This window comes from Streptoverticillium reticulum (assembly GCF_047456005.1).
Lineage (GTDB): Bacteria > Actinomycetota > Actinomycetes > Streptomycetales > Streptomycetaceae > Streptomyces > Streptomyces reticulum.
The window spans coordinates 1,421,478-1,443,935 of sequence record NZ_CP179755.1; the positions used below are offsets into that span (position 1 = coordinate 1,421,478).

Below are 22,458 nucleotides of genomic sequence, written 5' to 3' on the forward strand. Positions count from 1 at the left end.
CTCTTGATGCAAGCCGTGATCGGTGTAAGTCCCTTCGGTGAAGCCGACGCGCAGATCGTCGCGGCCGTCGGCAGAGCCGGAGGGCTCGGCGTCCTCGATCTCGGCACGGGGGACCGCCGCGCCCGCGAAGCCCTCGCTCAGGCCCGGCGGTGGACCTCCGGCGCGTTCGGTGTCCGCATTCCGGCCGGCTGCACGGTCCGGCCGGAAGACCTGTACGAACCGGAGGGCGACAGCGGGCCGCACACCGTCGTCCTGGCCCCCGGCGTCGCATGGCCCACGGGCGGGCACCGGGCCGTGACCGTCGTCGCCGAGGTCCGTTCACGGGCGGAGGCCCGCGCGGCAGTACGCGCGGGGGCTGCCGGCATCATCGCGCGCGGCAGCGAATGCGGAGGCCCGGCCGGCGAGCTGTCCACCTTCGTCCTGCTGCAACACCTGCTCGCCGACCCGCAGGTGACCGTTCCCGTCTGGGCCTGCGGCGGCATCGGGCCGAACACCGCTGCCGCAGCCGTCGTCGCGGGTGCCACAGGCGTGGTGCTCGACGTACAGCTCGCGCTGCTGGCGGAAGCCTCCCTGCCGCCCGCACTCGGCCACCTGCTGCGGACCGCGGACGGCACCGGCACGGTCCTCGCCGACGGGGAACGCCTGCTGGACCGCCACCGCCCGGGCCTCCCCGCCGACCTGCGCGACCGTCCCGTACCGCTCGGGCAGGACGCCTTCCTCGCCGCCCGGTTCGCCCGTGCGCACCGCACGGTGGGCGCCGCCGTGCGCTCCGTGCGCGAGGGCATCGACCGGGCCCTGCGGAACCCCGGCGCGGCGCAGGCACTCCGCCCGGGGTCGGCGATGAGCCGCGCGCTCGGCACCGAAATCCCCGTCGCGCAGGGGCCGATGACCCGGGTCAGCGACCAGGCACGCTTCGCCGCCGCGGTGTCGGAGGGCGGCGGTCTCCCGTTCGTCGCGCTCGCTCTCGCAGGTCCCGACCGGGCCCGGTCCGTCCTGGAGGAGACGAGGGACGCGCTCGGCGGACGTCCCTGGGGCGTCGGCATCCTGGGCTTCGCCCCCGAACACGTGCGGACCGCCCAGCTCGAAGCCGTGCGCGAGATCCGGCCGACCCACGCCGTCCTCGCCGGCGGCCGGCCCGCACAGGCGGCCGCCCTGGAGGCCCAGGGCATCCGTACCTTCCTGCAGGTTCCGACACCCGTGCTGCTCGGCCAGTTCCTCGCCTCCGGGGCCAGGCGGTTCGTCTTCGAGGGCGCGGAGTGCGGCGGCCACGTCGGCCCCAGCAACTCCTTCCCCCTCTGGGAGGCCCAACTCGCCGTCCTGGAGGACTTCCTGGACGCACAGCCCGTCGGCGATGAACCGCCCGGCATCGAGGTGCTGTTCGCGGGCGGAGTGCACGACGAGCGCTCGGCGGCGATGGTCGCGGCCCTGTCCGCCGGGCTCACCGCGCGGGGTGTGGCCGTCGGCGTGCTGATGGGCACCGCATACCTCTTCACCAAGGAGGCGGTGGAGTGCGACGCGGTCCGGCCGCTCTTCCAGCGCACCATGCTCGCGGCGGAGCGCACCGTGCTGCTGGACACCGCGCCGGGCCATGTCACCCGCTGTGTGCCGAGCCCGTTCACCGACACCTACGAGACGCACAAGGAGGAACTGCGCCGACAGGAGGTCCCCAGGCAACAGGCGTGGGAGAGCCTGGAGCGGCTCAACGTCGGGCGGCTGCGCATCGCGAGCAAGGGCGTCGAGCGGGTGGGCGGCGAACTGCGCGAGGTGAGCGAGCAACGACAGTCGGACGAAGGCATGTTCATGGCCGGCGAGGTCGCGGTCCTGCGCGAGGCCACCACCACCGTCGCCGAACTGCACCGGGCCGTGACGGACCGGGCGGCCGCGTTCTACGAGCGGAGGGCCGGCGACGAAGCGTGCACCGCAACCGGTGACGCCCCCGTGCCCGAGCCGCTGGACGTCGCGATCGTCGGCATGTCGTGCATGTTCCCGGGCTCCCCCGACCTGCCCGCCTTCTGGGCGCATGTCCTCGGCGGCTCGGACACGGTGACCGACGTCCCGCGGGACCGCTGGGACCCGGAACTCCACTACGGTGAAGGGGCGTCCGCGCACGACCTCTCGGTGTCCAAGTGGGGCGGCTTCCTGCCGGACATCCCCTTCGACCCGCTGCGCTACGGCATCCCGCCGTCCTCGCTCGCCTCCGTCGAACCCGTGCAGCTGCTCGCCCTGGAGGCGGCCCGGCGGGCCATCGCCGACGCCGGGTACGCGCACAGGGACTTCCCGCGCTCCCGCACCTGCGTGATCTTCGGCGCCGAGGCCGGAGGCGACATGTCCCACGCGACCACGCTGCGCACCGTCCTGCCGTCCTATCTGGGGCGGCTTCCCGAGGAGTTGGAGAACCAGCTTCCCGCCCTCACCGAGGACTCCTTCCCCGGCATGCTCGGCAACGTCATCTCCGGCCGCATCGCCAACCGGCTGGATCTCGGCGGCACCAACTACACCGTCGACGCCGCCTGCGCCTCGTCCCTGGCCGCGGTCGACGCCGCGTGCCGGGAACTGGCGACGGGCGCGGCGGACGTCGCCGTGTGCGGCGGAGCCGACCTGCACAACGGCATCAACGACTACCTGCTCTTCTCGTCCGTGCACGCACTGTCCCCCACCGGCCGCTGCCGGACCTTCGACGCCGACGCGGACGGCATCGTGCTGGGCGAGGGCGTCGCCTGCCTCGTGCTCAAACGCCTGACCGACGCCCGGCGTGCCGGGGACCGGGTCTATGCCGTCATCAAGGGTGTCGGCGCGTCCAGCGACGGACGGTCCCTGGGACTGACCGCGCCACGTCCCGAGGGCCAGCGCGCGGCCCTGGAGCGGGCCTACGCCCAGGCCCGGACGTCACCCGCCCGGGTCGGCCTGGTCGAGGCCCACGGCACCGGCACGGTGATCGGCGACCGCACGGAACTCGGCGTCCTCACCGAGGTGTTCGGGCAGGCAGGTGCCGAGCCCGCTGCGTGTGTGCTCGGCTCGGTCAAGTCGCAGATCGGCCACACCAAGTGCGCCGCCGGCATGGCGGGGCTGATCAAGGCCGCTCTGGCTCTGTACACCGGGGTGCGGCCCCCGACCCTGCACGTCCGGCAGCCCAACTCCGCTTGGCAGAGCGGAAGCAGTCCGTTCGTCTTCCACGGCCGGGCCCTGCCCTGGGGCACGCCGGCCGGTGAACGTGCCGCAGGGGTGAGCGCCTTCGGGTTCGGCGGAACCAACTTCCACGCGGTGCTGCAAGGGTGCGCAGACGGCCCTCCCCCGCGCCGGGCCGCCGACGTCTGGCCCGCCGAGCTGTTCCTCTTCCGCGGCAGGACGGCGATCGAGGACCTGCTGAGGCTGACGGAGGCGAACGCATCCCGCGCGGCGAGCGGAGCGATCGCGTCTCACCGACGGCCGTGGCGGCTGCGCGACCTGGCGCTGACAGCGGCACGCCGGGCCTCGGCCCAGGGTGCCGGTCCCGTCACCGCGGCCGTGGTCGCGTCCTCCCTCGACGAGCTGCCCGGGCTCCTGCGGGCCGCGCTGGACGGCCGTTCCGCGCCGGGCGTCTTCACGGCCGGCGCGGAACGGACCGGGGGCAAGCTGGCCTTCCTCTTCCCGGGCCAGGGCAGCCAGCGGACCGGAATGCTGGGCGACCTGTTCACCGCCTTCCCCGAGACGCAACGGCATCTGCACGGCGCCCCCGTCTCCGCGATGTTCCCGCCGGCCGCGTTCGACCCGGCGGAGCGGGAGGCACAGCGCGCCCGGCTCACCGACACCCGCAACGCCCAGCCGGCCCTGGGTGCCGCCTGCCTGGCCGCCCATGACGTGCTGTCGGAGCTGGGAGTCCGTCCCGACATGGCGGCCGGGCACTCCTACGGGGAGCTCGTGGCGCTGTGCGCGGCCGGGGTGTTCCCCGCGGAGACACTGCCGGAGCTGAGCGTGCTCCGTGCCGAGGCCGTGCTGGCCGCGGCCGGCGGCGACCCCGGCACCATGGCCGCGGTCGCGGCGGCGCCGGCCGCGGTGGAAACCGTGCTGGACGGCACGGACGAGGTGGTGGTTTCAGGCCGCAACTCCCCTCGTCAGACGACGATTTCGGGCCCCTCGGAGGCCGTAGGGACGGCAGTGGCGGCGCTGGAGGCGGCCGGTCTCGGCGTCCAGCCGCTCGACGTGGCCTGCGCCTTCCACAGCCCGGTGGTGGCCGGCGCGGCGGAGGCCTTCGCCGAGGTGCTGTCCTCCCGCTCCGTGCGGGCACCGGAGTTTCCGGTGTGGTCCAACGCGACGGCGGCCCGCTACCCGGCGGACGGCGCGGAGCTGCGGGCCCGCCTCGCCGGGCAGATCGCGGCGCCGGTGCGGTTCGCCGAGCAGATCGAGGCGATGTACGCCTCCGGTGCCCGGGTCTTCGTCGAGGCGGGACCGGGGACCGTGCTCACCGGCCTGGTACGTGCCGTCCTCGGCGACCGGCCGCACCTGGCCGTACCCTTCGAGCCCCGCCCTGACGCGGGGTTGCCCGGTCATCTGGAGGCCCTGGCCCGGCTCGCGGTCCTCGGTGATGTCGCGGTGGATGCCGAAGCGCTGTTCTCCGGCCGGGACGCGGTCGTCGCCGATCCGGAGCGGATGCCCGAACAGCCCGGCTGGATCGTGGACGGCCACCGCATCCGCACCGCGGACGGCAGCCCCGTGCCCGGAGCGCTGCGGCCGGCGCGGCGGATCGCCGCGAGGACGGGGACAGCCGTCTCCGGCGGGGGCGGAGGAAGCAGCCGGGAGGCCCTGCTCCAGGAATTCCTGCAGGGCAGCCGTGAGCTGATCGCGGCACAGCGCGATGTGCTGCTGGCCTGCTTCGGGGAGCCGACGCCCCCGTCCGCAGCTCCTGCCCCGGCTCCTGTTCCTGCTCCGCTCCCGGCGGCTGCGCCGGACGAACAGCGGGCGGCCGAGGAACCCGACGTGCTGCACACGGTGCTGTCGGTGATCAGTGAACGGACCGGATATCCGGTGGAGATGATCGAGCCCCACCTGGACCTCGAAGCCGACCTGAGCGTGGATTCGATCAAGCGCACGGAGATCGCCGGCGAGCTCGCCGAGCGGCTGGGAGGAGCGGGCGGGGCTCTGCCGTCCTTGACCGACGAGGAGCTCGAAGCCCTGACCCGGGCACGGACCGCGGCGGCCGTCGCCGCATGGATGGCGGCGCGCACGGGCGCTCCGGCCGAACCCCGCAGCGTGGACCAGGAGCCGGGCGACACCGGGACCGTGGAGTTCGCCGGGGTCGCCCCCAGGCGGTACGTGCTGCGGAGCACGGCCCTGGACGACGCGCCCGCGCCGGGGGACGGCACGGCCCTGCGGGGCGACCGCTTCCTCGTGCTCGGCGAACACACCTCCATGGCAGGGGCATTGGCCGCCCGGCTCCGGGAACTCGGGGCGCACGCCGTACGCTCCGAGGAGGATCCGGACAGTGTGATCTGGCTGGCCGGCCCCACGGAGGAGGACGATGCGGGGTCCGCGCTGCCGGACGTCTTCCCCCTCCTCCGGGATCTGCTCGAACGCGGGCCGCGCCGGCTGCTGTACGTCCGATGGGCGGAGGACGGTGACCGGGGCGCCGGGCTGGGCGGATTCTTCCGCACCGTCGCGCAGGAGTACCCGGACACGGTCGCCCGCGTCGTGTGCCTCCCCGGCCGGCCGGGCACCGCCGGAGCGGTGGACGAGATCGTCGGGGAACTGCTCGCCCCGGACCGGGTGCCCGTCGTGGAGCGCACCGGAGACGGCCTGCGGCTCACCACCGAGCCGCAGCTGTCCCCGCTGCATGCTCCGGCCACGGACGCGGGCTCCGTCGGGCTACGGGCGGCCGAAGTCCTGGGGCTCGGGCCCGAGTCCGTCCTGCTGTTCGCGGGCGGGGCACGCGGCATCGCCGCGCGGGTCGCCGTCGCCTTCGCGACGGCCGCCCGCTGCCGGGTCGAACTGCTCGGCCGCACCGCCATGTCCGACGCCCCGGAGCCGCCCGATGTCGTGGGCCTGACGGAACGCACTGCTCTGCGGGCCGCGATCGCCGCCCGCGGCACGCTCCGCCCGTCGGAGGCCGACCGGGAGGCAGGGCTCGTCCTGGCCCGTCGCGAGATCGGGGCGACCCTCGCCGGGATCCGCGGGGCCGGCGGCCGGGCCGGATACCGCGCCGTCGACCTGAGGGACGCGGACTCCGTCGAGCAGGCGGTCAAGGAGACCTGCGCGCGGTACGGACGCATCGACGGCGTCGTGCACGCCGCCGGCATCATCGAGGACCGGCTCATGGCCGACAAGGACCCGGCCTCCTTCACCCGGGTCTACGACACCAAGGCCGGCGGCGCCCGCGCGCTGTTCGCCGCGCTGCGCCGGATCCCCGAACCACCACGCTTCACCGTGCTGTTCGGGTCCGTGGCCGCCGTGCACGGCAACCGGGGCCAGGCCGACTACGCCGCCGCCAACGACGCGCTCGCCGTGCTGGGCAGGCAGTGGCAGCGGGACACGGGCGCCCGGGCACTGACCGTGCACTGGGGGCCATGGGCCCCGAACGGTCTCCACAGCGGGATGGTCGCTCCGGAACTCGGCCGGCAGTACGCCCGCCGCGGCATCGGTCTGATCGACCCGGAAGAAGGGGTGCTCGCCCTGCTGCGCGAACTGGCATGCGGCGACGACGGCACGGACGAGGTCGTCTACACCGCGCCGGGACGGTGAGCGTGGACCTCCGGCAGCAGCCCGTCGCGATCGTCGGGATGGCGGTCACCCTGCCCGGCGCAGCCGACCTCGGACAGTACTGGCACAACATCGTCACCGGCGTGGACGCCATCTCCGAGGTACCGCCGGGCCGTTGGGACCCGGCGGAGTACCGTCCCGACGCCATCTACTGCCGGCGCGGCGGATTCGTCGACGGGCGGCTCGCGGACTTCGATCCCGCCTCGTTCGGCATCATGCCCGACGCCGTCCCGGCCACCGAGCCCGACCAGCTGATCGCCCTGCGCACCGCTGCCGCCGCGATCGCCGACGCGGGCGGCCTCTCGGCGGTGGACCCGGCACGGGTGGGGGTGGTGCTGGGCCGGGGCGGCTATCTGACGCCCGGGCTGGCGCGGCTCGACCAACGGGTCCGCACCGCCGGCCAGTTGGTTCACACCCTGCGGGACCTGCTGCCCGAGCTCGGCGAGGGGCGGCTGGCCCAGGTCCGTACCGCCTTCGAGGAGGCTCTGGGACCCGACGGCGCGGACGCCGCCATCGGGCTCGTCCCCAACTTCGCCGCCTCGCGCATCGCCAACCGGCTGGATCTGCGCGGGCCCGCGTACACGGTCGACGCGGCCTGCGCCTCCTCTCTGCTGGCCGTCGGCCAGGCGGCGGCGGAACTGGCCCGGGGCGACTGCGACATGATGCTCGCGGGAGGCGTGCACCACTGCCACGACGTGACCCTGTGGTCCGTCTTCGCCCGGCTGCGGGCGCTGTCCCCGAGCCAGCGGATCCGGCCCTTCCACCGGGATGCCGACGGTGTGCTGATGGGCGAGGGCACCGGCGTGGTCGTCCTCAAGCGGCTCGCCGACGCGGTGCGTGACGGCGACCGGGTGTACGCGGTGGTGCGCGGCATCGGCATCGCAGGCGACGGGCGGGCCACGACCCTGGTGAATCCGGACCCGGACGGCCAGGTCCGGGCGGTCCGGGCCGCCTGGGATGCGGCCGGTGTCGACCCCGCGGCTCCCGGGGCGATCGGCCTGCTGGAGGCGCACGGCACGGGCACGCCGAACGGCGATGCGGCCGAAATGGCCACAGTGCGCCGCGTGTTCGGGACCGGTCACGCACCGGACGCGGTGATCGGCTCGGTCAAGTCGATGATCGGTCACACGATGCCGGCGGCGGGCGCGGCCGGCATCGTCAAGGCCGCTCTGGCCCTCCACCACCAGGTGCTCCCGCCCACCCTGCACTGCGAGGATCCCCACCCGGACCTGCTCGCCACCCGCTTCCGCCCGACCGCCGTGGCCCGCCCCTGGGCGGCGGAGGTGCGCCGGGCCGGGGTGAACGCGTTCGGCTTCGGCGGCATCAACGCCCATGTGGTCCTGGAGGAGTTCCCGGCGTCGGCGGAGCCACGTCGGGCCCCGGCCCGCACCGCGCGGCTCCGGGTCGGCGAACCCGAACCGGTCCTGCGGATCGCGGCGGAGACCGTGGACGGGCTGCGCGCGCTGCTGGAGGCCGACGACACGCGCTTGCGTACCGGCGGGCACACCGGCATGGGAGCCGTACGACTCGCCGTCGCCGGCCCCGGGGCCGAACGCCTCGCGCTGGCCCGGAAGATCGTCGCACGCGGCCGGGCCTGGGGCGGGCGCCGCGATGTCTGGTTCGCGCCGCGCCCGCTGCTGGGGCCGGCCGGCGGCGGGCGCACCGCCTTCCTCTTCCCCGGCCTGGAGGCCGGGTTCGAGCCCCAGGGCGCGGACGTCGCCCGGCACTTCGGACTGCCCCGTCCGCGCTGGCAGCATGCCCGGGTGGGCCAGGTGGCCGAACACGGCGCCGCCGTCGTCGACATGGGACGGCTCCTGGCCGGCGCACTGCGCAGGGCCGGCGTCGCCCCGGACGCACTGGCCGGTCACAGCGTGGGCGAGTGGACGGCCATGGCCGTCGGCGGAATCTTCACCGACGGCGAAGTGGACGCGTTCCTGCGGGACTTCGATCCCGCGGCGCTCCGGGTGCCGGACCTGGTCTTCGCGGCGTTCGGAGCACCGGCCGCCCGGGTGGAGGCGGCTCTGGCAGGGGTTCCCGGGGTGGTGCTCTCGCACGACAACGCCCCGCACCAGTCCGTGGTCTGCGGCCCGGCGGACCGGGTGGCGAAGGTGACGGAACGCCTGCGCGACGAAGGGGTGCTCGGCCGGGAACTCCCCTTCGAGTCCGGCTTCCACACGCCCATGCTGGAGCCCTGTCTCGGGCCGATCCAGCAGGCGATGAGGTGCTTCACCGTGCGCCCGCCCTCGGTGCCGGTCTGGTCTGCGACGATCTGCGCGCCGTTCCCCGGACCGGAGGCGGACATCCGTGAGCTGGCCGTGCGCCACCTCCTGGAGCCGGTCCGGTTCCGCGGACTCGTCGAATCCCTCCACGCGGCGGGAATCCGGGCCTTCGTCCAGGCCGGGCAGGGCCAGTTGCCGGCCCTGGTCGCCGACACCCTCGCCGACCGCGACCACGTGGCGGTGTCGGCCGGCTCCGCGGGCGGTGACGGTCTCGGCCCGCTGCGACGGGCCGTGGCCGGGCTGTGGGCGTACGGGGCGGAGCCCGACTTCGCGGCGCTGGCCCCAGATCACGTCGGCGGTACTGCGCGGCCGGGAGTACGGCTCGATCTGGACGCCGGACCGGTCACTCTCGGGCCCGGTGCCCGGGACCGGCTCCGCACGGTACTACGCGACGCCACGGGGACGGCCCCGTCCGGGGCGGGCCGACTCGACGCCGTGGCCGAGCGGTTCCCGGCGGCGGCACAGCTGCACGCTCTGCTCACCGAGACCGCCGACGCGGCCGCGACCGTCTTCACCGCGCTCGGCACGCCCCGGGACACCACGCCCCGCGATTCCACGCTCCGGGTGTCCCTCGACACCATGCCACACCTCACCGACCACTGCTTCTATCACCAGCGGCCCAACTGGCCGGACGTCGGCGACCGTTGGCCGGTGATGCCCGCGACGACCATGATCCAGCACATGACCGACGCAGCGGCCGCGCCCGGCGGCACGCCGGTGGCCGTTCACGATGCCCGGTTCCTCACCTGGCTGGTCGCCGAACCCGCTGTCGACGTCCCCGTGACGGTCCGCCCCCTCCCGGACCGGCCGGGCCGCAGCACCGTCGAGCTCGGCCGGCACGCCCGCGCGGAGATCGAAACGGCCCCCTGCCACCCGGCGCCGCCCGGCCGTTGGCCCGTTCCGGACGACGAGCGCACGCCCACCGTCGCGGCCCGGCAGATGTACGACGAGCGCTGGATGTTCCACGGTCCGCTGTTCCAGGGCGTCACCGCCGTCACGGCGCTCGGCACACGGCACGTCAGGGGCGTGCTCACCGCACTGCCCACCCCCGGCGCACTGCTCGACAGCGCCGGACAACTCCTCGGCTACTGGCTCATGGCCACCCACACCGACCGCACGGTCGTGCTGCCGTCCCGGATCCGCGAGATCCGCTTCCACGGCCCGGCACCCGCCGTCGGCCGCCGCCTCGGCTGCCACGTCCGGATCACCGCTCTCACCGAGACCCTGCTGGCAGCGGACATGCAACTCACCCACGAGGGAACCGTCTGGTGCGAGGTCCGCGGCTGGGAGGACCGTCGGTTCGATTCGCCGACCGCCACCGAGGCCATCACGCGGTGGCCGGAGCACAGCACCCTGTCCGTCGCCCGGCCCGGTGGCTGGCACCTGGCCTTCGAGTACTGGCCCGACCCCGCCTCGCGCGAGCTGATGATGCGCAACCTCCTGGCCGGTACCGAACGCGAGGCCTACGCGGCCCGGTCGCCGGAGGGCCGACGCCAGTGGCTGCTCGGCCGCATCGCCGCGAAGGACGCCGTGCGCAGCCACCTGTGGCAGCACGGCGCGGGCCCGGTCTTCCCCGCCGAGATCCGGGTGCGCAACGACGACCGCGGCCGACCGCACCCGGAGGGGGTGCACGGGAGGGAGCTGCCGCCCCTCGACCTGTCCCTCGCCCATTGCCGGGAAGCCGCGGTCGCGCTCGTACGGCCGACCGGCACCGCGCCGGTCGGCATCGACATCGAAGAGATCACGGAGCGGCCGGCGGTGACCCGCGATGCGGCTCTCACCGCCGACGAACGTGCACTCCTCTGCCAACTCGACGGCACTGCACTCGACTTCACCCGGTTCTGGGCGGCGAAGGAGGCCGCGGCCAAGGCCGAGGGCACCGGACTGCGAGGCCGCCCACGCGACTTCACCGTCAGCACGGCCGACGGCGGCCGGCTGACGGTCCGCGCACCCTCCGGCCGTATGCACCGAGTGTCCTGGGCCGAGGCCGGAAATCCGCCGGGCCTGCGGCCCCGCCAGTACGTCGTCGCCTGGACCGAGGACGACCGCCCGCACCCTCAACAGGAGAGCCCCTCATGACCACCACCCCGGTTCCGCAAGCCGACGAAACCGCAGTCCTCACCGAGCTCACCGAGACGCTGCACCGCGTGCTCCCCGAGATCGGGTTCGAGGACACGCCGGTCACCATGGACACCCGCTTCGTCGAGGACCTCGACCTGGAGTCGATCGACCTGGTCACCCTGACCGGCGAGCTCGGGCGCCGGTACGGCACCGATCGCGTCGACTTCCCGGGCTTCTTCGCCTCGCTCGAACTGCCCGAGATCGTCGGGCTGACCGTCGGACAGGTCGTCCGTCACATCGCCGGCCGTCTGCGATGACGGCGGCCCGCCGCCCCCGCCTCAACGTCGAACGCATCGGGCCCGCTGGCCGGGACACGGTCGTGCTGGTGCACGGCATCGCCACGGACAACCTGACCAGCTACTACTTCACCGTGGCCCCGGCGTTCGCGGCAGCCGGGTACAGCGTGCTGATGTACGACCAGCGCGGCCACGGCCGCAGCGAACGCCCGTCCACCGGCTACCGGCTCGAACACTTCACCCAGGACCTCACCGCCCTCCTCGACCGGCTGGACATCGCCGAGCCGGTTCATCTCGTCGGGAACTCCTTCGGCGGCACTGTCGCCCTCGACTTCGCCCTGTGCCATCCCGGCCGGACCGCCAGTGTCCTGATCGTGGAGTCCGAGCCGCCCACCGACGCGTGGGCCGCGAAGATGAGCGGCCTGCTCGCGGGCTCGGCGCACCGGCTCCGTGACGAGCGCACGCTGCCCTGGATCGAGCGGACCTACGGCCGGCACGAGGCCCGGCTCGTCCGCTGGGCCCGTCCCCTGCTGCACGGGACCACCATCGCCGAGGACATCGCGGCCAGCCGCATACCCGTCGAGGAGCGCTGGCGCGCCCTCGACGTTCCCGTGTGTGCCGTGTACGGGGAGTACTCGGACCTTGCCGCCATGGCGCCTTGGCTGGAGGGCCTGCTGCCCGACTGTCGCACCCGGCAGGTCGAGGGCCACGGCCACTCCGTGCTCGTGGGCACGCCGAAGACGGTGGGGCCGCTCATGCTCGACTGGCTCGGGACGGGCCACCGGGCGAAGGCCGCCCGGACATGAGCCGGTTCCTCTTCGTCGTCCCGCCGCTCGTCGGGCACATCAATCCGGCCGTCGCCGTCGCCGCGGAGCTCTCCGGGCGCGGCCACCACGTGGCCTGGGCCGGACACCCGGGAATCCTGGTGGAGTTGGCGGGCCGCGCCGAGATCCACGCCTGCGACGTCCCCCACGATCTGCAGCGGCCCCCCGGCCTCCGGGGCATGGCGGCGCTGCACTACCTGTGGCAGGACTTCCTCGTGCCACTCGCCAGCACCATGGCGCCCGGAGTGGAACGGGCCGTCGCCGCCTTCCGCCCGGACGTGATCGTCGCCGACCAGCAGGCGCTCGCCGGGGCACTGGCGGCCGAACGGCTCGGCATTCCGCATGCCACCTCCGCCACGACTTCCGCCGAGTTCTCCGCGGCCCTGGCCGGGATGCCGAAGGTGGAGGAGTGGATCGGCCGGCAACTGAGCGGACTGCGCGACGCGTTCGGCGACCCGTCACGCACCCACGACCTCCGGTTCGCACCGGATCTCGTCCTCGCCTTCACCACGGTCGCCCTGGCGGGTGACTGCGCCGTACCGCCGCAGACCCGCTTCGTGGGGCCCGCTCTCGCCCACCGGCCCGATCCCGCCCCCTTCCCGTGGGAGTGGCTCGGTCCCGGCCGGCACACCGTCCTGATCTCCCTCGGCACCGCCAGCACCGGTCTCGGCGGGCGCTTCCTCGCCGAGTGCGCGGCGGCCGTACGGGACCGGGCCGAACGTGTCCAGGCCGTGATCGCCGACCCGGGCGGGGTGCTCGGCGAGGTCGCGGACCCGGACGTCCTGGCCATGCCCCGGATCCCCCAACTCGCCCTGCTGCCAAGGGCCTCGGCTGTCATCTGCCACGCCGGGCACAACACCGTCGCCGAGTCGCTGCTGCACGGTGTGCCGTTGGTCGTCGCCCCCATCCGGGACGACCAGCCCGTCGTCGCCGCCCAGGTGGCGGCGGCAGGAGCCGGAATCCGCGTCCGGTTCGGCCGGAGCGACCACCACACGATCGGTGCCGCGGTGGACGCCGTGCTCGACGACCCCCGGTACCGGGACGCTGCAGAGCACGTACGGGAGTCCTTCCGCGCTGCGGGAGGCGCCGCCTCGGCAGCCACGCACCTCGAAGCACTTGCCACCGGACAACACGAAGAACGAGGACGACCATGAACCGGATCCAGGAGATCACCCGACTCCGCACCGCCTACCAGAGCGAACTGGCCCTCGGCACGGAGCGCTTCTTCGGGCCGAAGCGCACCGACTGCCCCTGGTGCGGCTCGTCCCGGCTGCGCACCCGGCTGCGCACCGTCGATCTGTTCCAGCACAAGCCCGGCACTTTCGTCATCGACCAGTGCCGCGACTGCTCCCATTCCTTCCAAAACCCCCAACTGACCACTCAAGGCCTGGACTTCCACTACCGGGACTTCTACGACGGCTTGGGCGCCGGCCGAGCGGAGGTGCTCTTCGACATCATGGGCAGCCGCAAACGGTACCTTGCCAGTGCCCGTGCGCTCCTCCCGTTCGGCACGTCCCGGCGCTGGCTGGACGTCGGTACCGGGCACGGGCACTTCCCGCAGGTGGCCAGTTCGGTTCACCCCGACACCGTCTTCGACGGCCTCGACATCAGCGAGGACGTCGAGGAGGCCGAGCGTCATGGCCGGATCGTCGAAGCGCACCGTGGCCTGCTGACCGACCTCGCGCCCAAGCTGGAAGGCACGTACGACACAGTGAGCATGTTCCACTATGTGGAGCACTCCACGGACCCGCGCCGGGAACTGGCCGCTGCCCGGACCGTGCTCGCCCCCGAGGGTCACCTGATCCTCGAAGTGCCCGACCCCGACTGCAGGATGAGCAAGGTCCTCGGCCGCTGGTGGATGGGGTACTTCCAGCCGCAGCACTTGCACCTCATGCCGCTCGGCAACCTGCGCCGCGAGCTGGAGTCGCTCGGCTACACCGTCGTGGCCGTGGACCGGCGGGAACCGCACATCCCGTTCGACCTCACCGGCGCGCTGGCTCTCGCCCTGGGTCACTACGGTCCGCCCGCCGACGACCCATGGCGGGCGCAGCCGCAGACCCCGTTCCAGCGGTGGAGCCGCGCGCCTCTGTTCTTGTCCGCCGTCCCCTTTCTGATCGGCCTGTGCTGCCTGGAGCGGCTCATCGCCCCACTCGTCAGCCGCACCCGGTTCTCCAACGCCTACCGGATCGTGGCCCGCAAGGGGGCGGAGTGACCGACGAGTTCACCGGCCGCACGGCCCTGGTCACCGGGGGCGCGTCCGGTATCGGCCTGGCCGTGGCGCACCGCCTCGCGGCAGGCGGGGCGGCCGTCGTGGTGGCCGACCGGAACGCCGAGGCCGTGGCAGCCGCCGCCGCGGCACTCGCGGCGACCGGGGCCCGGTCCCACGCCCTCACCGTCGACGTCACCGACCCCGGACAGGTCGAGCACGCGGTCCACACGGCGCTGGAGGTCTTCGGCGCTCTCCAGCTCGCCGTCAACTGTGCAGGCGTCGCCGGTCGGACGGCCCTCACCGGTGACCTCTCGCCCGAGGAGTGGCGTCGTGTCGTCGACACCAATCTGACCGGGGTCTTCAACTCCCTGCGGTACGAGATCCCGGCGCTGCTCGCAGCGGGCGGCGGCGCGATCGTCAACATGGCATCGGTTCTCGGGACCAAGGGATTTCTGGGCTCCTCCGCCTATACGGCGGCCAAACACGCGGTGATCGGGCTGACCAGGACGGCCGCCATCGAGTATGCGGCCCGGAACGTCCGGATCAACGCCGTCGGACCCGGGTTCGTCGACACCCCGATGATCGCCGGCGCCGGTGCCGGGGTGCGGAACATGCTGGCTTCCCTGCATCCGGCGGGCCGGCTCGGTACGCCCGAGGAGGTGGCCGAGCTGACGGCCTTCCTGCTGTCGGACCGGGCGTCCTTCCTGCACGGCGGTCTCTATCCGGTGGACGGCGGTTACGGGGCCCGCTGAAGTGCCCGCTGATTCCGCTGATTCACGCGAATCGGAGAGATGTCACCGCGGGAGAGATGGACCGGAAGAGCGGCACCAGGTGCTGGTACTGAATGAACCGGCCCGTCGTCCCGCGACCGCGCGGCATGGTCAGCGGCCTCACCTCCGTGATGCGCGGATGCACCTCGTACAGCGTGCGGCGTTCGCCGGGCGCCATCGACCAGTACATCGGCGGGATGGTCAGCCTGCCGATGCGGATCCTGCCCTCACGGGTCAGCCCGGTGATCCAGCGAGGCATCGAGTCCAGCACCATGGCTCCGCCCGGCAACCGCTCGGCACACGCGGCGACGATGCCCCTCACCTCTTCCGGATGCAGGTACATCATCAGCGCCTGCGCGGTGACGATGACGCCCCTCTCCGGGGTATCGATCTCGTCCAACCAGCGCAGGTCGGTGGCGGACCGGGCGAGGATCCGCACTCGTGGGTGTTCCGGCAGCAACTCGCGCCGCAGCGCCGCGGCCTCGGGCAAGTCGACGCTGAGCCAGCGCAGCCGTCCGTTGTCCACGCGCCAGAAGCCGGTCTCCAGCCCCTCGCCGAGCGCGACGACGGTCGCCTCCGGATACCGGTCCGTGTACTGCCGGACGGCTCGGTCGAAGGTGAGTGAACGCAGTCCCTGCACTTGGGAGAAGAGGGGATGCGGAGGGCCCAGCCGCTGTTCGAAGGGGTAGTCGAGGGCTCGGACCAGCTCCCCGGCCATCGGGTCGTCCAGTACCGGATCGGTGTGCTGCGCCTCGCAGGCCCGGTTCCACAGGGTCCACAGCAAGGTCTCGGGCAGGCCGGTCAGTTCGGGCTTGACAGTCGTCACACCACGGACTCTAGGAAGACGGCCGGGTGCCCGCAGGAACCCGGCCCGTCTTCACTCCTTCTGCTGTTTCTCACATACCGTCAGGCGCCCGCCGCGTAGACGTCCTCCACATACCGTCCCGCGTCGGTCAGTTCACGCAGCCACGCATCCGCCGCACCCGCGTCGGCACCCGTCCTGCGTGCATACAGGTCGCGCAGGGCGGCGCGTACGCCCGGGGCCATGCGGCTGCCGTCGCCGCAGACGTACACCCGGGCACCGGCCTGCAGGAGCTCCCACAGTTCGTCGCCCTCCGCGGCCATGCGGTGCTGGACGAACGGGCCGCCGTCCGCCTGGGGCAGCCGGCTGAACGCCGGGCGCACCGAGACCGGTCCGGCCTGCAGTTCGGCCGCGTGCAGGAAGTCCGCGTCGGGGGCGTCGCAGCCGAAGTACAGGAGTGCGGGGGCGAGTTCGGCGCCGTCCGCCGCCAGGGCGGTCCGGTCGGCGACCGCGCCGCGGAAGGGGGCGAGACCCGTGCCGGCGGCCACCATGATCACCGGTGCCGGGTCCCGGTGGTCGATGCGGAACGCCTCCCGGCACGGCTGGATGCGGGCGAGGACGGTGTCGCCGGGGCGGAGGCGGCAGAGGTGGCCCGAGCCCGTGCCCGTGCGGGACGGGGTCTCCAGCAGCGAGACCATGAGGTCGACGTGGCGGGGGTCGTGCGCCGGTGACGAGGATATGGAGTAGTGCCGCGGCCGCAGCGGGGGCAGCAGGTCGAGCAGCTCCGCCGCGCCGAGCGTGCCGCGCAGCGCGGGGTGCTCCTCGATCAGGTCGAGAACGGTGCGCGGGTCGTCGTCGCACACCGCGCGCAGGGCGGCCTGTTCGGGCGGGCAGGGGTTGTGCGCGGCCAGGGTCTCGCGCTGGCGCGCGGTGGGCCGGTGCTGCAACTCCAGGTGCTGCACGAGGAGTTCGCGCACCGTCACGGGGCGGTCGACGGGGAGGGTGTCCCGGCCCGGAGTGCGGGGGTGGATGGCGAGGAGCGTGTCCGGGTCCAGGCCGAAGAGGTCCGCCGCGCGGTCCACGAGGTGCGGGGCGTTCGCCGGGAGGACGGTCAGGTGGTCCGCCGTGCGGTACTCCACGCCGTCGGGCAGGGCCAGGCGGACGAAGCGCTTGGTGCGCGGGTGGGCGGGGTCGGTGAGCTCGTACGCCTCGGTGACCGTCATGGGCTGCATGCCGTGCCGGTCGGCGAGTGCGGTCAGCGGGCCGCCGGTGACCGCGGTGACGGTGTAGGCGGGGCCGTCGGGCTCCTCGGCCGGTCCACCGGCGGCCGCCGGGTCGCCGTAGCGCTCCAGGAGTTCCGTGCGCAGCGCGCGGGTGAACTCCTCGACCGTGCCGTTCAGATCGCCCGAGGCGTCCGCCTCCGCGCGGGGCAGCAGGCGCGTGCCCCCGAGGGCGGCGAGTCGTTCGTCGAGCAGGGTGGGGACGCGCTGGTACGTGGCGGCCCAGTTGCGGTCGCCGACGCCGAGGACGGCGTACGGGACTCCGTCGGCGGCGCCCGGCGCGGCGAATTCGGCGGCCCAGCGGACGAAGGCCGACGCGTCGTCCGTGGGGCGGCCGTTGTAGGAGGCGGCGACGAGCACGACGGGCACGTCCGTGGGGAGTCCGTCCGCGTACGCGTCGAGCGGGGCCAGCGTCGTGGAGCAGCCCAGGCGTTCGGCTCCGTCGGCGAGGCCGGCGGCCAGGTCGCGGCAGGTGCCGTAGTTGGAGCCGTGCAGGACCAGCAGCCCGGTGCCCTGCCGGACGCGGCCGGGCAGTGCGGCGGACGCGGACACGGGCTCCGCGACCGGTCGCGGGGCCGTGCGGCGGGCCGGGGTGCGGCGGGCGAGCGTGAGCGTGAAGCCGTCCGGCTTGAGGGTGAGCGTCTCCTTGACGCGCAGCCGGTAGCCGGTGTGGTCGATGAGGCGGTAGCGGTGGACGATGAGCCCGAGCAGCATGGTGGCCTCGTGCAGCGCGAACTGCCGCCCGATACAGGCGCGTTCCCCGGTGCCGAACGGCTTGAAGGCGTGCACCGGGCGGGCGGCCTCCGCCTCGGGGTCGAAGCGCGAGGGGTCGAAGAGTTCGGGGTTGTCGCCCCAGACCGGGTCGCGGTGCAGCATCGGGGTGAGGACGGAGACGCCGTCGCCCGCGCGCAGCGGGTAGCGCCCGCCGAGGAGGGTGTCCTCCCGGGCCTCGCGGCTGAAGGCGGCCGCCGTGGGCCACAGCCGCAGGGCCTCCAGGAGGACCTGGCGTATCCAGCGCAGCCGTCCGACGTCCTCGAACGTCGGCTCGGGGTCCTCGGTGCCGCCCCACAGCTCGTCGGTCTCCTGCTGGGCCAGGCGCAGCGCGACGGGGTTCTTGAGGAGGTAGTGGAGCGCGAAGGACAGGGCGCCGGAGGTGGTCTCGTGACCGGCGATGAGGAAGGTGATGACCTGGTGGCGGATGTTGGCCGTGGTGAGGGTGGTGCCGTCCGCCGGGTGCACCGCGCCGAGCATCAGTCCGAGGAGGTCGTCGGTGCGGGTGTCGCCGGAGGCGGTGCGGGCGGCGATGACCTCGTCGACGACCCCGGCGAGGAAGTCCGCGTCGGCGCGGAAGGCCTCGTCCTGCACGGTGAAGTCGCCGTCGGGGTCGCGTCCCAGCCGGGTCATGCTCCAGTCCAGGCAGCGCACCATGGCCCCGACGAAGGGGTGCGGTTCGGCGCGGGCGAAGGACTCGAAGTCATAGCCGAACCCGGCCAGTCCGATGGTGTCGAGCGTCATCCGGGTCATGTCCTCGGCGACGTCGACGGGGCTGCCGGCGGCGAGCCGGGCGTCCCAGGAGTCGGTCAGGCGGCGGGCGACGCGCAGCATGGCCGGGTGGTAGGCGCGCATCGAGCCGAGGGCGAAGGCGGGCATCAGGATGTCGTGCGCCCTGGCCCAGTTGGGCTCGTCGTTGTAGGCGGTGAAGAGTCCGTCGGCGGTGAACTCGCGGACGTTCTCCAGCGCCGGGCCGACGTGCTTGGTGAAGCGCTCCTCGTCGCACAGCTCGGCGACCAGGTCGAGGGAGGAGACGAAGAGCCGCTCGCCGCCGTGCAGCCGGCGCCGGAAGACGGGTCCGTGCCGCCGGGCGAGTCGCATGACCTGTTGCATCGGGGTGTCGGTGGCGCCGACGGCGGAGACGTCCACCGTCGGAACGGCCACAAGGGCCTCGGTCGTTCGGTTCATACAGCAAGGGTGGGCGCCCCGGGTCCGGGTTGCGGGGCCCGGGACTGCATGATTGTGCAGTGCAAGCACGGCGCGCTGCTCTTGCGCACGGGCACGGCATGAGCAACGGCATGAGCAAGGGGGCGGACGCCGGTGGACGGGGACTACGAGCACAGTGACCGCAGTGCCGAGTGGTTCGCATGGCGCAACCACTTCCTGGCGCTGCTCGACCGGCTCCCGGTGCCGATCGCGGTGTGCCGGGCGGACGGCGAGATCACGGTGGCGAACCCGGCCATGGCGGCCGAGTGGGGCACGGCCCCGGGCCGGCTGCGCGGCCGCAGCCTGCTGGACCTCTTCGTCCCCCAGGACAGCACCCAGCTCCGGCGGCTGACCGACGCCCTGCGCCTGGGCCGCCGTTCCCGCTACGCCGTCGAGGTGTGCTGGCCGGCGGGCCGGGAGGGCGTGCAGCGGGCGGGCGACCTGCTGGTGGACCTGGTCGGCGAGGCGTCGCCGACGGCCTATCCGATGCTGCTCGCCGTGCTGCGGGTACGGGCCGACGCGCCGCCGCCCGCGCCGCAACCGGCCGTCGGCGTGAGCGGGGTGGAGGCCCGCATCCTCGCCCTGGCGGCCGGCGGGGCCACGACGGCCGCGATCGGCAAGGAGGTCGGGCTGACCGTCGACGGCGTCAACTACCACCTCACCCGCCTCACCCGCCGCTGGCGGGTGCCGAACCGTACGGCCCTGGTGGCCAAGGCGTACGTCCTCGGGGTGCTCGCCCCGGACCGCTGGCCGCCCGCCCCTCAGGCGGCGCGCGGCGGGTGACGCAGCACGCAGTCCCCGCACATGCCCCCGCCCGAGGGCACGCGGTAGTAGAGGCAGCACGTGCGGCGGACGAAGCCGCGGGGGGTGAACGTCCCGGTGTCCCGCAGCAGCGGATCCTCGAAGAGACCGCGCACGACGGCGACCGCGCGCTCCCCGTCCTGTACGCGCCCCTGCTGCATGCACCACGTGTGCAGCACCCGCAGTGAACCGGCCAGCGACGAGCCCGCGTTGCCCCACAACAGCTGCGAGGAGACGGGGACGAGGGCGCGGGTGGTGTCGTGCAGGGGGACCAGGAGACCGTGCAGCACGGCGGGCGCGATCCGGGAGGACGGCAGCGGTACCGCATCGGGCAGCCGCAGGTCGTCCGGTGCGGCGAGGGCCGGTTCCCACCGCACCGGTGCGAGGTCGGGGATCTCACCGGTGAGCACGGCGGACCCGAGGGCGACGGACAACAGCCGCCCGGCGATGCCCTGGTAGGCGACGGAGGCGGCAACACGCCGGTCGTCCGTACCGAGCCGCTCGCCGACGATCCGGATACGGAGGCGCAGGGCGTCCTCGGAGAGGAGGGGGAGGCCTCCCCCGGCGGGCGTCAGGCCGAAGAACGGGCCTATGTCGGCGAGCTCATCAAGGCGCATGCCGCCAAGTGTCCCAGGCGGCGCGCCCCGTCAGGGGCGCGGGGAACTGCGCGATCGGCCCCTTCGGCCCGCAGCCGACGCACCACCCCGGAGGTCCGGGGCGCAGCCCCGGGTCCTTTGACTGCGGGCGCGTCGTGGCCGATCGCGCAGTTCCCCGCGCCCCTGACGGGGTGCCCCTGCGGGGCGCTACACCACCCGCGGCACCACGCAATCCACCAGGAACGGCCCCGGCTCCGCCAGCCCCCGTTCCAGCAGCGCAGCGAACTCGTCGGCCGTGGCCGCCCGGGCGGCCGGAACGCCCATGCCCTCCGCGAGGGCCGCGAAGTCCAGCGGCGGCCGGGAGAGGTCGAACAGGGCGCCGCCCCGTTCGCCGCCGCCCGCCTGCCGCAGTTCCATGCCGAGCACCGCGTAGGCCCGGTTGTCGAAGACGACCGTCGTCACGTTCAGCCCCTCGCGCGCCTGCGTCCACAGCGCCTGGAGCGTGTACATGGCGCTGCCGTCGGACTCCAGGCACACCACCGGGCGGTCCGGGCAGGCCAGGGCCGCGCCCGTCGCGACCGGCAGGCCCTGGCCGATGGCGCCGCCGGTGAGGGCGAGCCAGTCGTGCCGGGGCGCGCCGGCCGTGGCGGCCGGGAGCCAGAGGCCGGAGGTGTTGGCCTCGTCCACGACGATCGCGCCCTCGGGCAGCAGGGCGCCGACGGCCTGGGCGGCGGACTCGGCGGTGAGCGCGCCCGTGGGGCGGCCGGGGCGCTCGGGGCGCGGGGCCCCGGCGGCGGCCGTCCCGTCCGCGTCCAGTTGTCCGGCCAGCCACTCCAGCGCGTCGGCCGCCGAGCCCACGCCCTTGCCCAGCAGCGGGTGGACGTCGCACCCGTCCGGCACGAGGTCGCTGGCCCTGCCGGGGTACGCGAAGAAGGTGACGGGCGAGGAGGCGCCCGCGAGCACCAGGTGCCGGATGCCCGCGAGCTGGGCGTCGGCCGTCTCCGGGAGGTAGCCGAGCCGCTCGATCTCGGGCAGCCCGCCGCCCCGTTCGAGCCGGGCGGGAAAGGTCTCGCACAGCAGCCGGGCCCCGGTGGCCGCGGCGATACGGGAGGCGGCGAGCAGTCCCCGCGCGCGGGTGGCGTCCCCGCCGAGCAGGATGGCGGCCGGTTCGCCGGTGGCCAGTACGGCCGCGATGCGGTCCTCGCCGGGGTCGGGGAACGTGCCCAGCCCGGCCACCGCCGCCTCCTGCGGCGGGGTGTGCTCCCAGGTCACGTCGGCGGGCACGATGAGCGTGGCGACCTGCCCCTCCTCGGCGCGGGCGACGGCCTCGGCCACGTCGGCGCCCAGGGCGGCCACGTCGCGGGTGCGGCGCACCCAGCCGGAGACGCTGCCGGCGAGCGCGTCGATGTCGGACTCCAGCGGGCTGTCGTAGGGCTTGTGCAGCAGCGCGTGGTCGCCGACGACGTTGACCACGGGGGTGCGTGCCCGGCGGGCGTTGTGGAGGTTGGCGAGGCCGTTGGCCAGGCCGGGGCCGAGGTGCAGGAGCGTGCAGGCGGGGCGGCCGGCCATCCGCGCGTAGCCGTCGGCGGCGCCCGTGGCCACGCCTTCGAAGAGGCAGAGGACGGGCCGCATGCCGGGCACCCGGTCCAGGGCGGCGACGGTGTGCATCTCGGAGGTGCCGGGGTTGGTGAAGCACACGTCGACTCCGCTGTCGAGGAGTGCCTGCAGAAGGGTGTGGGCGCCGTTCACCGAAGGAGGCATGGCGTCAGTGTGACGGCACGTCGGTTCCCGGGGAAGCGACACCGGACCACCACGCCCACCATCCGACGCATCC

Annotated in this window: 12 protein-coding genes; 8 read left to right on the plus strand and 4 right to left on the minus strand. The window is 74.0% G+C overall.

Annotated features, from left to right (window positions below; all coding sequences use genetic code 11):
- Nucleotides 1–6: 6 nt before the first annotated feature.
- From ACMATS_RS06675 to ACMATS_RS06705, 7 genes are read left to right on the plus strand one after another with little or no spacing between them, the layout of a single operon-like run.
- Nucleotides 7–6,711: an SDR family oxidoreductase gene (locus ACMATS_RS06675; protein WP_414167278.1), complete on the plus strand. Its 6,705-nt coding sequence runs from the start codon at nucleotides 7–9 to the stop codon at nucleotides 6,709–6,711.
- A gap of 2 nt (nucleotides 6,712–6,713) precedes the next feature.
- Nucleotides 6,714–11,087, plus strand: coding sequence for a beta-ketoacyl synthase N-terminal-like domain-containing protein (locus ACMATS_RS06680; RefSeq protein ID WP_414167279.1), 4,374 nt, complete (start codon nucleotides 6,714–6,716; stop codon nucleotides 11,085–11,087).
- Nucleotides 11,084–11,386 (plus strand): acyl carrier protein, encoded by a 303-nt coding sequence (locus tag ACMATS_RS06685; RefSeq protein ID WP_390779593.1) that lies wholly within the window; start codon nucleotides 11,084–11,086, stop codon nucleotides 11,384–11,386. Before ACMATS_RS06680 ends, ACMATS_RS06685 begins: the two co-directional genes overlap by 4 nt.
- Entirely contained in the window at nucleotides 11,383–12,171 is a 789-nt protein-coding gene (locus ACMATS_RS06690) for an alpha/beta fold hydrolase (protein WP_414167280.1), read from the plus strand. The genes ACMATS_RS06685 and ACMATS_RS06690 overlap by 4 nt, the downstream gene beginning before the upstream one ends.
- Nucleotides 12,168–13,343, plus strand: coding sequence for a glycosyltransferase (locus tag ACMATS_RS06695; protein ID WP_414167281.1), 1,176 nt, complete (start codon nucleotides 12,168–12,170; stop codon nucleotides 13,341–13,343). Before ACMATS_RS06690 ends, ACMATS_RS06695 begins: the two co-directional genes overlap by 4 nt.
- The gene (locus ACMATS_RS06700) at nucleotides 13,340–14,401 is read left to right on the plus strand and encodes a class I SAM-dependent methyltransferase (protein ID WP_414167282.1); all 1,062 of its coding nucleotides are present in this window, start codon (nucleotides 13,340–13,342) and stop codon (nucleotides 14,399–14,401) included. Before ACMATS_RS06695 ends, ACMATS_RS06700 begins: the two co-directional genes overlap by 4 nt.
- A complete protein-coding gene (locus tag ACMATS_RS06705) occupies nucleotides 14,398–15,150 on the plus strand; it encodes an SDR family NAD(P)-dependent oxidoreductase (protein WP_390779597.1) in 753 nt (250 codons plus the stop codon). Before ACMATS_RS06700 ends, ACMATS_RS06705 begins: the two co-directional genes overlap by 4 nt.
- Before the next feature lie 22 nt (nucleotides 15,151–15,172).
- Here the strand turns inward: ACMATS_RS06705 and ACMATS_RS06710 are convergent, their stop codons facing one another.
- Complete coding sequence (locus ACMATS_RS06710) at nucleotides 15,173–15,994, minus strand: class I SAM-dependent methyltransferase (protein ID WP_414167283.1); 822 nt, start codon at nucleotides 15,992–15,994, stop codon at nucleotides 15,173–15,175.
- A gap of 80 nt (nucleotides 15,995–16,074) precedes the next feature.
- Nucleotides 16,075–19,209: a cytochrome P450 gene (locus ACMATS_RS06715; RefSeq protein WP_414167284.1), complete on the minus strand. Its 3,135-nt coding sequence runs from the start codon at nucleotides 19,207–19,209 to the stop codon at nucleotides 16,075–16,077.
- Between the two features lie 132 nt (nucleotides 19,210–19,341).
- Here ACMATS_RS06715 and ACMATS_RS06720 point away from each other — a divergent pair, with 132 nt between their 5' ends.
- Nucleotides 19,342–20,010: a PAS domain-containing protein gene (locus tag ACMATS_RS06720; protein ID WP_414167285.1), complete on the plus strand. Its 669-nt coding sequence runs from the start codon at nucleotides 19,342–19,344 to the stop codon at nucleotides 20,008–20,010.
- On the opposite strand, the gene ACMATS_RS06725 is transcribed toward ACMATS_RS06720, so the two are convergent.
- Together ACMATS_RS06725 and ACMATS_RS06730 are read right to left on the minus strand one after the other, a co-directional pair.
- Complete coding sequence (locus tag ACMATS_RS06725; protein ID WP_414167286.1) at nucleotides 19,989–20,645, minus strand: (2Fe-2S)-binding protein; 657 nt, start codon at nucleotides 20,643–20,645, stop codon at nucleotides 19,989–19,991. The two genes, ACMATS_RS06720 and ACMATS_RS06725, sit on opposite strands and share 22 nt — an antisense overlap.
- 186 nt (nucleotides 20,646–20,831) lie before the next feature.
- Nucleotides 20,832–22,385, minus strand: coding sequence for an acetolactate synthase large subunit (locus tag ACMATS_RS06730; RefSeq protein WP_414167287.1), 1,554 nt, complete (start codon nucleotides 22,383–22,385; stop codon nucleotides 20,832–20,834).
- Nucleotides 22,386–22,458 lie beyond the last annotated feature (73 nt).